We start from the raw sequence: 12,428 nt of genomic DNA, 5'->3' as shown, positions 1-12,428 counted from the left end.
TAAAAATTTATTTTCTAAAAATATGAAAAAAATTATAGCTCCATCTTTACTTTCAGCAGATTTAGCTTTTTTATATCGTGATATAGAAATGATAAATGAAAGTGAAGCAGACTGGTACCATATTGATATTATGGATTCATCTTTTGTTTCTAATATTTCTTTTGGATCTTTATTTACTAAATATGTAAAAAAATATGCTAATAAACCAATGGATGTACATTTAATGATATTACATCCAGAACGATATATAAAAGAATTTAAAGCTGCTGGAGCAGATCATTTACATATTCATTATGAAGCTTGTATACATTTAAATAAAACTATTTTTTCTATTAAAGAATATGGTATGAAGGTAGGTGTAGCTATAAATCCGCATACTCCAGTTTATCTTTTACAAGATCTAATTCAAGAGATTGATTTTGTTTTATTAATGAGTGTTAATCCTGGTTTTAGCGGACAAAAGTTTATTAAACAAACATATCAAAAATTAGAAGATACTAAAGATTTAATATTAAAAAAAGATTCTTCTGCTCTCATAGAAGTAGATGGCGGTATAAATTTAGAAAATGCTTCTTTATTATTTAAAAATGGAGCAGATATATTAGTAGTAGGAACTACTATTTTTTCTAATTATAATCCAAAGAAAATAATTCATAGAATGAAAAATAATATTTAAAAAAATAATGATTTCTCAAAAAACTAGAGAAAAAATACTTTCTTCTTCTTGTATAGAAGATGTTATTGGTGATTTTGTAAAATTAAAAAAAAGTGGTATCAATTATAGAGGTTTAAGTCCTTTTACTAATGAAAAAACACCTTCTCTTATAGTTTCTCCTACGAAAAAAATATGGAAAGATTTCAGTTCTGGAAAAGGAGGAAATATTATAACTTTTCTTATGGAACATGAAAATTTTTCTTATGTAGAATCTTTAATTTATCTATCTAAAAAATATGATATAAAAATTTATGAAAAATTAAAAATAGATCACAAATATAAAGAAAGTTATGAAAGATTATACTTGATTCAAGATTATGCAAAACGTTTTTTTATAAATCAATTATTTTCAACCAAAGAAGGTAAAGTATTTGGATTAAAATATTTAATTAAAAAAAGAGGTTTTAATATAAAAATCATTCATAAATTTGAATTAGGATATGCTCCTTTATCTTGTAAAATTTTTACAGAAAAATCCTTAGAAGAAAAAGGATTGAACTTACAGGATATAAAAAAATATAATAGTTTTGATTGTTTCCGTAAACGAGTGATGTTTCCAATACATAATATTTTAGGAAAAGTTATCGGTTTTGGTGGTAGGAATATTAATTCAGGTTATTCCTGTTATACAAAATATATAAATTCATCTGATAGCGATATTTTTCAAAAAGGAAAAATTTTATATGGATTATTTCAAGCTAAAAAAAGCATTTTAAAAGAAGATCGTTGTTATCTAGTAGAAGGTTATACTGATGTTATTTCTTTATATCAGTCTGGTATAAAAAATGTAGTATCTTCTTCTGGTATTTCACTTACTATAGATCAAATATTTTTGATCAAAAAATTTACAAAAAATATTGTACTTTTTTATGATGGAGATCGTTCTGGAATTAAAGCTTCTTTAAGAGTAATTAATATTCTATTGGAACAAGGTATAAACTTACGTATAGTCCTTCTTATAAATGGAGAAGATCCAGATTCAATATCTAGAAAATATTCTTTTTATCAATTAAAAGATTTTATAAAAAAAAATAGTTATAATTTTGTTTCTTTTAAACAAAAAATATATGAAAAATTACATCAAGATGATCCCATTAAAAAATCATTTTTAGTTTTAAATATTTTAAATAGTATTTCAAAAATATCCAGTTTGATTCAAAAGGAATTATACTTGCAAGAAACTTCCAAAATACTAAATATTCGTCAAGAAGTTTTGATTTATGAATTGGAAAGAATTCAAAATTTAAATAAAAAAAATTTATTTATTACTACTATAAAAGAAGATCAAAGGTCATTATCAAAAAGAAAAAATAAAAATACTATACTTTTTATTGAAGAAAAATTAATTCAACTTATTTTGAATTATGGGAATAAGATCATAAGAAAAAAAGAAACAGTTTTAGAAAGAATATTGCATGTTTTTAAATGCTGGAATTTGCGTTTTTCTTTGAAAAAAAATCAAGATATATTTGATAATATACAAAAAGAAAAAATAAAAATGGATTTAAAAAAAAAAAATATAAAATATTATTCTTTATCAAAATGGTATAAAAAAGGAATAGAAGTTATTTATGAAGAGGATAACATAAATAGATATCTTGTTGATATTTTGTTGAGATATAAATCTTTATATATCTTAGAATTAATTAGAAAAGAAATTATTCTTCATAAAATGAAAAAATATAATAATGACAAAAAAACTTTCTTAAAAAGAATCATGCATTTAACAAATATAAAAAATGAAATTAATAAAAAATTGCATAGATATGTTTGATTTATTTTCATTTTTTTTAAATTCGTAAAAAAAAATTAAATATAATTAATTATGAATACATTAATTTCAAAAAAAGCTCCTAATTTCAAAGCTAATGCTGTATTAAATGGAAAAGATATTGTGCAAAATTTTACTTTAGAACAATTTCATGGAAGTAAATATGTATTGCTTTTTTTCTATCCTAAAGATTTCACTTTTGTATGTCCTACAGAAATATATGCCTTTCAAGAAAAAAAAAAGGATTTTGAAATGAAAAATGTACAAATTATTGCTGTATCCACGGATACAGAACAATCTCATTGGACATGGTTGCAGATTCCAAAAGAAAAAGGAGGAATATCTGGAGTTACTTATCCTATTGTTTCTGATATTAATAAGACTATATCTCATAATTATGGAGTATTATCTGGAAAATGGATTTGTAAAAATGAATGTTTGAAAGAAGCGACAGAAGAAATGATTGCTTATAGAGGATTATTTTTAATAGATAAAAAAGGTATTATAAGACATTTTTTAATCAATGATTTTCCTTTGGGTAGAAATGTAGATGAAGCTATTCGTATGGTAGATGCTCTTCAATATTATGAAAATAGTGGAGAAGTTTGTCCAGCTAATTGGGTAAAAGGAAAAAAAGCTATAAAGGCAAGTCATAGTGGAATTATAGATTTTTTTTCATAAAAAAATATAATAATTTGAAAAAAAAAGTAGCGTTTTACACAATAGGTTGTAAATTAAATTACGCTGAAACCTCTACTATAGAAAGAGAATTTAATCAATTATATTATAAACATGTTTCTTTTAATGTTTATGCGGATATTTATGTTATTAATAGTTGTTCTGTAACAAAAAATGCAGAGATTGAATTGAGGCATGTAGTGCGTTCTGCTATGAATAAAAATTCAAAAGCTTTTGTTATAGCAATAGGATGTTATGCAGAACTTAATCCTAAAGAAGTTTCTTCTATTGATGGTGTTGATCTAGTTTTAGGAAATAAAGAAAAATTTAAAATAATAAATTTTATTGAAAAAAAATGGATAAAAAAATATTATACAAATATTATTTCAAAAAAAACTTATTTTCCATCATTTTCCATTGGTGGTAGAACTCGTTCTTTTTTGAAAATACAAGATGGATGTGATTATAAATGCAGTTATTGTATCATTCCTATATCAAGAGGAGGATCTCGTTCTGATAGTATAGAAAATATATTAGAAAATATTAAGTTTATTTTTAGAAAAGGAGTAAAAGAAATCGTTTTAACAGGAGTAAATATTGGTGATTATGGTAAAATAAATGGAAAAAATCGTATGTATACATTTTTAGATTTAATGCAAGCTATAGATCAAATAAAAGAAAAGGGTAGAATACGTTTATCATCTATAGAACCTAATTTATTGAAAAATGAATATATTGAATTTTTATCTAAAAGTAAACATTTTGTACCTCATTTTCATATACCTTTACAATCTGGTAGTAACGATATTTTGGGGAAAATGCATCGACGTTATAAACGAGATATTTATAAAGAAAAAGTAAAAAAAATACGATATTTAATTCCGGAAGCTTATATAGGATCTGATGTTATTGTTGGTTTTCCTGGAGAGACGCATCAACATTTTTTAGAAACTTTTCATTTTTTAAAAAAGTTAGAAATTTCATCTTTACATATATTTACTTATTCTCCTAGACCAAATACAAAATCCATAACTATACAAGAAAATATATCTAAAAAAATACAATGTAAACGTAACAAAATTTTAAGAAAACTTTCAAAATATAAATATAATTTTTTTTGTGAAAGTCAAATTAATACAAAAAAAACCGTTTTATTTGAAAATAGTGCTCCAAATAAAAAATATTTATATGGTTATACAGAAAATTATATTAGAACAAAAATACAATTGAATGCTTCAAATTTTATGTGTAAAAATACATTACAAGATGTATTTTTAAAAAAAATGGACAAAGATGGAATTATGATTTCAGAACTAGTAAATTAAATTATTTCAATTTTTATTAATAAATTCTACATCAAAAATTTCTTGAAAAGATTTTTTTACCATATATTTAACTTCATTAAAAGAAATATTGTTTTTTTTTAATTCTTTTTTTAAAGAAGTGACTTCTTTATTATAAATCCCACAGGGGACAATATAATCGAAATATTTTAGATTTGTATTTACATTTAAAGCAAATCCATGCATGGTAACCCAACGACTAATTCTTATTCCTATTGCACATATTTTTCTTGATTTTTTATTATCCAATAACCAAACTCCTGTTTTTCCTTTTTCTCGTTCTCCTTTTATTCCATAATTTTTACATAAAAAATGTATAATAACTTCTTCTAAAAAACGAAGATATTTGTGAATATCCGTAAAAAAATAATCCATATTTAAAATAGGATATACTATCAATTGTCCAGGACCATGGTATGTAATATCACCACCTCTATCTGTTTTACAAATAGTAGCATTGATTTTTTCTAAAAAATCTAATGTAACTAATAAATGTTTATCTTTTTTTCCATTTTTACCTATAGTATATACATGATAATGTTCTACAAATAACAAATATCCAGCTTCTATAGAAGAAATTTTATTTATTTTTTTTTGTATTATTTTATTGAATAATTTTTTTTGATATATCCAAGTATCTTCATATTTTTTTTTCCCTAAATCTTCAAAAAAAAGTATTTTTTTTTTCATAAGTTTTTTAAAAATTTATATAATAAAAAAAACAAATGTATCTTATGTTTTATTCGTATTCATTTCTGGTACATAAAATAAATATATGTCCTATTTATCAGAGCAACAATCAGAACAAAAAATTGTACGCATAAAAAAATTAAATCAACTAAAATTATTAGGAATAAATCCTTATCCATCAGAAGAATATGTAGTTACTACTACTATTTGTAATATACGAAAAAATTTTACAGAAAAAGAAAGTATCAGTATAGCAGGACGATTAATACGTTTACGCATTTTAGGAAAAGCTTCTTTTGGAGAAATTAAAGATCACACAGGGTGTATACAAATATATTTTACTAAGGATCATTTATTTTCAGATAAAATGGGGAAGGATGATACTTATAATATTTTTTTAAAAAAACTTATAGATATAGGAGATATTATTGGAATAAAAGGAGTTTTATTTAAAACAAAAATGAATGAAAAAACTGTAGATGTTCATAAATTAACTTTGTTATCTAAGTCTATACGTCCATTACCACAAGTAAAAGTGGATAAAAATAAAAAAATATATGATGCTTTTTCTAATACAGAACAACGTTATCGCATGCGTTATGTAGATCTTATAGTTAATGATCATGTTAAAAATATTTTTTTAAAACGTACTCGTATTATACAAGAAATTAGAAATTTTTTGGATAAAAAAGGGTATTTAGAAGTAGATACTCCTATTCTACAATCCATTCCTGGAGGAGCTGTAGCTCGTCCTTTTGAAACATATCATAATACTCTTGGGATTCCATTATATTTACGTATAGCTAACGAACTATATCTAAAAAGGCTTATAATTGGTGGATTTAACGGAGTATATGAATTTTCTAGAAATTTTAGAAATGAAGGAATGGATCGTATTCATAATCCAGAATTTACTGTATTAGAACTTTATGTAGCTTATAAAGATTATTATTGGATGATGAATTTTACAGAAAAATTAATGAAGTGTATTTTTAATAAATTTACAAAAGATATAGATAATAATCATATTAGTTTCAAAACTCCTTTTTACCGTATATCTATGTTGGATTCTATTAAAAAATATACTGGATTTGATATTAAAAAAATGGATAAAGAAGACTTAAGAACAGTTTGTAAAAAATTACATATAGAAGAAAATGTAAAAATGAGTAAAGCTAAACTTATTGAAAATATTTTTGAAGAAAAATGCGAAAAACATTATATAAATCCTACTTTTATTATTGATTATCCTATAGAAATGAGTCCGTTAACTAAAAAACATCGTCATATAGAGAATTTATCAGAACGTTTTGAACTTATTATAAATGGACAAGAAATTGCTAATGCTTATTCAGAACTTAATGATCCTATAGATCAACTTAATCGTTTACGAGAACAAATTAAGTTATCAGAAAAAAATAATAAAAAAGATGAATCCTTATCTATTGATCAAGATTTCATACGTGCTTTAGAATTCGGAATGCCTCCTACTGCAGGTATTGGAATTGGAATAGATCGTTTAATAATGTTACTTACTAATAAAAATTCAATTCAAGAAGTTTTATTTTTTCCACAAATGCGTACAGAAAAAGGAGGAAAAAGATAAGTTATTTTTTTACTAAACCTAATACTTTTAATCCATTTATCGTAGCTATTTTTACTAAATTATCTATATCATAATAATGACAAGCTTCCAACATTACACGTAATTCTATCCAAAGATTACCATCAGAAAAAGGTTTATATATATCACAAATATTATCTGTACCAAAAGCAACTATAATTCCTTCAGGTACCATTTCATCCACTGGAGTGATAGAATTATGGCTAGGAGTTAAACGTTCACTTCTAGTATGATCTATCCAAGCAATTGGACAAGATATAACCATTAAATTTGCTTTTTTCATTAATTTATATATTTCATAACGATATGCTCTATTATGTGCAGCTAAAGAAATACTATGTATAGCTACTACTTTCCCTTGCATTCCATGTTCAATTGTTTTTTTAGCTAATTTTTCAGTTTCTTTTTCTTCATTAGTATTAAATTGATCTACATGAACATGTAATATTTTACCTTTACTTTTAGCTGTTTTAAATAAAATATCTAAATGTTCATCTTCTCTACCATAATCTTTAGCAGGTAGACCTCCGATAATATCCACAAATTCTATTGATTGATCAAACCAATATTTTGAATTTTTATCCAAAACTCCTTTAAGAACTTGGTTAGCAAAACAAATATGAATATAATTTCCATAATTATTTTTTATTTTTTGAGCAGCTTTTAAAGCACGATCTTCTATAACTTCATCTACATCTATAAATGTACATAAAGCTTGTGTCCCTTGTATTAAAAAATATTCTAAAGCTTTTTCCATACGAAAATATATATCTTCTTCCGAAGCTAAACGTTTCATTTCATCAACTAAATACCATTTTTTTTGAATAGGAAAATAAGAATATTTAAAATTTTTTTTTGTTAAAGTATAAGCTCTATCTAAGTGAGAATGAGCATTAACCCAACCTCCTTTTTGTTTTATTTTTTCTAAAAATTTTTTTTTAGGATTCATTTTAGGAGATTAAATGTTAGAAATCCAAACAACTTTTTTAGTTTCAAAAAATGGTTCATTAAAATAATGATTTAAGGGATATTCTATTGCATGAGGATATTTTTTTATTTCATTAAAAATATTTCCTCCTTTTAAATGTATAGCTCCATTTTTAATTCTAAAACTAGATTGATATTTAAACTTATTTTTTATCCATTTATGAATTGTATCTATTTTTGATACAGCTCTAGTGACTACAAAATCAAATTTTTTTTCTAATTTTTCTGCACGTATACAAATAGGATGTGCATTTTTTAGATGAAGAAAATTTATTATATTTTCTAGAATTTTAATTTTTTTTCTTATAGAATCTACTAATATAAATTCTGTATTAGGAAAAATTATAGATAAAGGAATTCCAGGAAAACCTCCTCCTGTTCCTAAATCCATAACACATGATCCAGGAAAAAAATAAAAAACTTTAGCTATACCTAAACAAAAAAGAACATGTATTTTATAAAAATCATCAAATGTTTTTCTAGAAATTATATTAACATGGGCATTCCAATATGCATATAAATTTTTTAAATAAGAAAATTGATGTATTTGTTGATCCAATAAATTTGGAAAATATTTTTTGATTAATTCCATTATAAATAAATAAATTTATAGATCAAATTTATTTAGATTTGTAATCATTTCAAATTTTAACTATGAAAAATAGATTATCCGATCGTTTACAGAATATATCTTATTCTCAAACTATAGCTATGTCAGCTAAAGTAAGAGAGTTGAAAAATAAAGGATATGATATTATTAATTTAAGTTTGGGAGAACCAGATTTTTTACCTCCTAATTTTATATTAAATGACGCTAAAAAAGCTATAGATGAAGGATTTCATTATTATACTCCTGTATCCGGATATTTAGAACTTAGAAAAGTAATATGCGATAAATTCTATCGTGATAATAATTTGAAATATACTCCGTCTCAAATTGTAGTTTCTACTGGGGCGAAACAAGCTATAATGAATGTTCTTTTATCCTTACTTAATAAAAATGATGAAGTCATTATTCCATCTCCATATTGGGTAAGTTATTTACAAATGGTTAAGATTTGTGAATCTAATCCTGTTGTAGTTCCTACAAACATGAAAAATAATTTCAAAATTTATCCAGAACAGTTAGAAAAAGCTATTACAGATAAAACAAAATTATTTATTTTTAGTACACCTTGTAATCCTACTGGAAGTATTTATTCTTATAAAGAATTAAGAAATTTAGCAGAAATTTTTAAAAAATTTCCTAAAATAATGATTATTTCTGATGAGATTTATGAACATATTTCTTACTCCTCAGAAAAACATTCCAGTATAGCTATATTTCCTGATATTTATAATCAAGTTATCACATTAAATGGATTATCTAAAGCTTTTTCAATGACTGGTTGGAGAATTGGATATATTGGAGCTCCAGAATGGATTGCTAAATCTTGTGATAAAATACAAGGACAAATGACTTCTTGTACTAATTCTATTGCTCAGAGAGCGGCTATAACTGCGTTAAAAGCTAATCCAAATAAAATAGAATATATGATAAAAGAATTTAAAAAAAGGAGAAATATAGTTTTAGATATGATGAAAGAAATTAAAGGTTTTCAATTTAATAAACCAAATGGATCTTTTTATATTTTTCCAAAAATTTCATATTTTTTTGGAAAAAAATTATATAAAAAAATTATTAAAAATTCTGATGATTTTTCTGATTTTTTACTTGAAAAAACTAAAGTAGCTACTGTTAGTGGAAGTGCTTTTGGAAATAATGAGTGTTTACGAATTTCTTATGCTTCTTCAGAAGATAAAATTATAGAAGCATTTACAAGAATAAAAAAAGTATTAATTTAATTTGGGTGGACGACCGGATTCGAACCGGCGACCCTCAGAACCACAATCTGATGCTCTAACCCAACTGAGCTACGTCCACCATAGAAACAAAACAAATATAATTAATTATTAAAACAATAACTTTCTATAATTTTTTTACTATAAAAAAAAAGATCGCTATATATCCATTTTAATATGGATTTTTTTTCTTTTATAGGATATAAAAGATGAATATTTGCCCCAGCATCTAGTGTAAAATAGATATTTTTTTTACTTTGTATTCTAAAATCCCATACATTATGAATAACATGAATAGTATTTGGTTTCATACATAAAAAATAAGGTATAGAGGTCATTATCATAGCATGTAAATTTAATGCTTCATGTTCTATTAATTCTCCAAATTCTTGAAAATCTCCTATTTTTAGGATAGATATGAGTCTATCCATATTTTTGTTAGCATATTTAAATCTTTCCTTCGCATAAGGATGTTTATTCATTAACTGATGTCCCTTTGAACTTAAAATTTTTTTAGGATTTTCATCTATTATTAAAATAGTATCTACTATTTTAGTAAAAATTGGATGTATTTTATATGGATATCGAATAGCATAAAGATTATTACTTCCTTTTATAGATTGATGATACCCCCATACAACTAGTCCAGGATAAATCGATCTGCAGGCACTACCAGAACCTAATCTAGCTAAAAAAGATGCTTTTCTAAAAAAAAAATCTTTTTTTAAAGAGTATCCTAATTTTTTTTCTATTTCCATAATGCATAAGGATAAAGCACTCATAGAAGAAGCAGAAGACGCTATTCCACTACTATGAGGAAAACTATTATAAGTTTCTATAATAAAATTAAAATGTTTTAGGTAAGAACAATAAAATGATATTCTATGAAAAAATTCCAAAATTTTTGGAACAAAACTTTTTTTTTCTTTTCCGGAAAGAAAAACTCTTATAGAAATATTTTTTTTTTTTCTTATATGATAAATTAAACGTGTTTCCGTATATACTTTACTACCTAAAGTATAACTAATTGATGAATTTAACGGAATCTGAATTTTATTATTATGTTTACCCCAATATTTAATTAAAGCAATATTTGAATAACTTTTTCTTGTTATTATTCCATTTGGTTCTATAGAATATTTTTTTTTATAAAAAAACAATTTTTAAAAATTTAATTATAAATCATTTTCTCTATTACTAACATAATCTAACATTTTTTTATCGTCTAATTCTCCTTCAGAACGAGCTATAACACAACTAGCTAATCCATTTCCTATAACATTTACGGTAGTTCTTGCCATATCCATTAATTCATCTATTCCTATAATAGCTAATATAGGCCAAGTAGGTAATCCAAAAGACGCTACCGTAGCTAAAAGAATTACTAAAGAAGCTCTAGGAACACCAGCTACTCCTTTACTAGTTAAAATTAGAGTTAAACCTATAAATATTTGTTGACTAAAACTTAAGGGAATACCGGATGCTTGTGCAACAAAAACAGTTGCTAAAGATAAATATAAAGTAGTCCCATCTAAGTTAAAACTATAACCTGTAGGAATAACAAAAGCAATAATTTTTTTAGGTACTCCTAATTTTTCTAAATTTTCCATAAGTAAAGGTAAAGCCGATTCAGAACTTGTAGTAGCAAAAGCTAGTGATACAGGTTCAATTAATGCTTTTATAAAACCTTTTAGAGAAACTTTTATCCATAAAAGAATTGGAAGTAAAACTACTATCAAAAAAATAAATAAAGCAATATAAAGTGTCAATAATAATTGAAATAGATTATATAAAATATCCAACCCCATATGTCCTACTGTATATGCTATAGCAGATCCCACGCCTATAGGAGCAAAATACATAATAATCTTAGTAAATTTAAACATAATCTCGGAAAGACTTTCTGCAAATAGTAATATTGGATTTCTTTTTTTTTCTTCTAAAAAAACCATAGATATGCCGAATATAACGGAAAATACAACGATAGGTAATACATCTCCATGATATATTGACTTTATAAAATTTTCTGGAAATACATGAATAATAGTATCTTGCCAAGATCTACTTTCTACTTTTGGTAATTTTTGTTCTATAATTCCTGAAGGCATAACAATACCAACACCAGCTTGAGATATATTAATAGCAATAAGACCTATAAACAATGCTAAAGTAGTAACCACTTCAAAATATAGTAAAGATTTCCATCCCATACTACCTAATTGTTTAATATTAGAATGACTTGCTATACCAACTACTAAAGTTGAAAATAATATTGGAGCAATAATAGTTTTTATCAATCTCAAAAATATTTGAGATAGAAATCTTAGTTCAACAGCAATTTTTGGTATATCTAATCCTACTTCTATTCCTATGATAATGGATAATAAAATCCAAGTTGTTAAATCTTTTTTCAGAAAAGCATATAATATAAAAATAGATATAACGGAACATCTTAATATGCAAAGATAATATTTATCTAATCCTAAAAAAGATTTGAATAAATGTATAATGATATATGCTAAAACACTTAAAAAAGCTATTAATAGAATTTTTTCTTTTTTTACTTTCATTCCAATACTCATTTTGTAAAATTCAACATATCTAAAAAAAAGGATACAAAAATCGGTAACAGACCCGTAGGGACTCGAACCCCAACTAACAGAACCAAAATCTGCTGTGCTACCGTTACACAACGGGTCTTATGAAAAATATAAATATATACCATTTTTTTTCAAAAACATTATATTTATATCTAAATTTAGGTTACTTAATAAAAAA

The 12,428-nt window shown here is 24.3% G+C and carries 11 protein-coding genes and 2 tRNA genes; 6 read left to right on the top strand and 7 right to left on the bottom strand.

The window, feature by feature from the left end; translation table 11 throughout:
- Positions 1–22: 22 nt before the first annotated feature.
- The 4 genes from rpe to mtaB are packed head-to-tail and all read left to right on the top strand — an operon-like array spanning position 23 to position 4,489.
- Entirely contained in the window at positions 23–676 is a 654-nt protein-coding gene (rpe, locus tag H0H36_RS01460; protein WP_185869870.1) for a ribulose-phosphate 3-epimerase, read from the top strand.
- A 7-nt stretch (positions 677–683) separates the two neighbouring features.
- Entirely contained in the window at positions 684–2,489 is a 1,806-nt protein-coding gene (gene dnaG, locus H0H36_RS01455) for a DNA primase (RefSeq protein WP_185869869.1), read from the top strand.
- 51 nt (positions 2,490–2,540) lie between these two features.
- Positions 2,541–3,167, top strand: a complete 627-nt coding sequence (locus tag H0H36_RS01450) for a peroxiredoxin (protein ID WP_185869868.1) — start codon at positions 2,541–2,543, stop codon at positions 3,165–3,167.
- 14 nt (positions 3,168–3,181) lie between these two features.
- Entirely contained in the window at positions 3,182–4,489 is a 1,308-nt protein-coding gene (gene mtaB, locus H0H36_RS01445) for a tRNA (N(6)-L-threonylcarbamoyladenosine(37)-C(2))-methylthiotransferase MtaB (protein ID WP_185869867.1), read from the top strand.
- A gap of 6 nt (positions 4,490–4,495) precedes the next feature.
- On the opposite strand, the gene lipB is transcribed toward mtaB, so the two are convergent.
- Positions 4,496–5,197: a lipoyl(octanoyl) transferase LipB gene (gene lipB / locus H0H36_RS01440; protein ID WP_185869866.1), complete on the bottom strand. Its 702-nt coding sequence runs from the start codon at positions 5,195–5,197 to the stop codon at positions 4,496–4,498.
- Positions 5,198–5,282: 85 nt separating this feature from the next.
- On the opposite strand from lipB, the gene lysS reads away from it, so the two are divergent.
- A complete protein-coding gene (gene lysS, locus H0H36_RS01435) occupies positions 5,283–6,803 on the top strand; it encodes a lysine--tRNA ligase (RefSeq protein WP_185869865.1) in 1,521 nt (506 codons plus the stop codon).
- A gap of 1 nt (position 6,804) precedes the next feature.
- Here lysS and H0H36_RS01430 read toward each other — a convergent pair whose 3' ends face one another.
- Together H0H36_RS01430 and rsmG are read right to left on the bottom strand one after the other, a co-directional pair.
- Positions 6,805–7,770, bottom strand: coding sequence for an amidohydrolase family protein (locus tag H0H36_RS01430; RefSeq protein ID WP_185869864.1), 966 nt, complete (start codon positions 7,768–7,770; stop codon positions 6,805–6,807).
- 9 nt (positions 7,771–7,779) lie between these two features.
- Positions 7,780–8,400 carry a 16S rRNA (guanine(527)-N(7))-methyltransferase RsmG gene (gene rsmG / locus H0H36_RS01425; RefSeq protein WP_185869863.1) on the bottom strand — a complete coding sequence of 207 codons (621 nt, stop codon included), beginning with the start codon at positions 8,398–8,400 and terminating at the stop codon, positions 7,780–7,782.
- A 62-nt stretch (positions 8,401–8,462) separates the two neighbouring features.
- On the opposite strand from rsmG, the gene H0H36_RS01420 reads away from it, so the two are divergent.
- Positions 8,463–9,653, top strand: a complete 1,191-nt coding sequence (locus tag H0H36_RS01420) for a pyridoxal phosphate-dependent aminotransferase (protein ID WP_185869862.1) — start codon at positions 8,463–8,465, stop codon at positions 9,651–9,653.
- 4 nt (positions 9,654–9,657) lie between these two features.
- On the opposite strand, the gene H0H36_RS01415 is transcribed toward H0H36_RS01420, so the two are convergent.
- The 4 genes from H0H36_RS01415 to H0H36_RS01400 form a co-directional block, all read right to left on the bottom strand.
- Positions 9,658–9,732 (bottom strand) — tRNA-His (locus tag H0H36_RS01415).
- Positions 9,733–9,754: 22 nt separating this feature from the next.
- A complete protein-coding gene (locus tag H0H36_RS01410; protein WP_185869861.1) occupies positions 9,755–10,810 on the bottom strand; it encodes a diphosphomevalonate/mevalonate 3,5-bisphosphate decarboxylase family protein in 1,056 nt (351 codons plus the stop codon).
- A 15-nt stretch (positions 10,811–10,825) separates the two neighbouring features.
- Positions 10,826–12,232, bottom strand: coding sequence for a dicarboxylate/amino acid:cation symporter (locus H0H36_RS01405; RefSeq protein WP_185869860.1), 1,407 nt, complete (start codon positions 12,230–12,232; stop codon positions 10,826–10,828).
- A gap of 47 nt (positions 12,233–12,279) precedes the next feature.
- Positions 12,280–12,350, bottom strand: a tRNA-Gln gene (locus H0H36_RS01400).
- Positions 12,351–12,428: the final 78 nt, after the last annotated feature.

Origin of the sequence: Blattabacterium cuenoti, from assembly GCF_014252395.1 — a bacterium.
Taxonomy (GTDB): Bacteria; Bacteroidota; Bacteroidia; order Flavobacteriales; family Blattabacteriaceae; genus Blattabacterium; species Blattabacterium cuenoti_AA.
The sequence above is the reverse complement of the archived record's forward strand: the minus strand, read 5'-3'. Positions and strand labels throughout refer to the sequence as shown.

Bases quoted from the DNA above. Each gene is read 5' to 3' on its own strand.
- dnaG (WP_185869869.1), top strand. From the start codon at position 684: ATGATTTCTCAAAAAACTAGAGAAAAAATACTTTCTTCTTCTTGTATA.
- H0H36_RS01450 (WP_185869868.1), top strand. From the start codon at position 2,541: ATGAATACATTAATTTCAAAAAAAGCTCCTAATTTCAAAGCTAATGCT.
- lipB (WP_185869866.1), bottom strand. From the start codon at position 5,197: ATGAAAAAAAAAATACTTTTTTTTGAAGATTTAGGGAAAAAAAAATAT.
- rsmG (WP_185869863.1), bottom strand. From the start codon at position 8,400: ATGGAATTAATCAAAAAATATTTTCCAAATTTATTGGATCAACAAATA.
- H0H36_RS01430 (WP_185869864.1), bottom strand. From the start codon at position 7,770: ATGAATCCTAAAAAAAAATTTTTAGAAAAAATAAAACAAAAAGGAGGT.
- H0H36_RS01405 (WP_185869860.1), bottom strand. From the start codon at position 12,232: ATGAGTATTGGAATGAAAGTAAAAAAAGAAAAAATTCTATTAATAGCT.
- lysS (WP_185869865.1), top strand. From the start codon at position 5,283: ATGTCCTATTTATCAGAGCAACAATCAGAACAAAAAATTGTACGCATA.
- H0H36_RS01420 (WP_185869862.1), top strand. From the start codon at position 8,463: ATGAAAAATAGATTATCCGATCGTTTACAGAATATATCTTATTCTCAA.
- rpe (WP_185869870.1), top strand. From the start codon at position 23: ATGAAAAAAATTATAGCTCCATCTTTACTTTCAGCAGATTTAGCTTTT.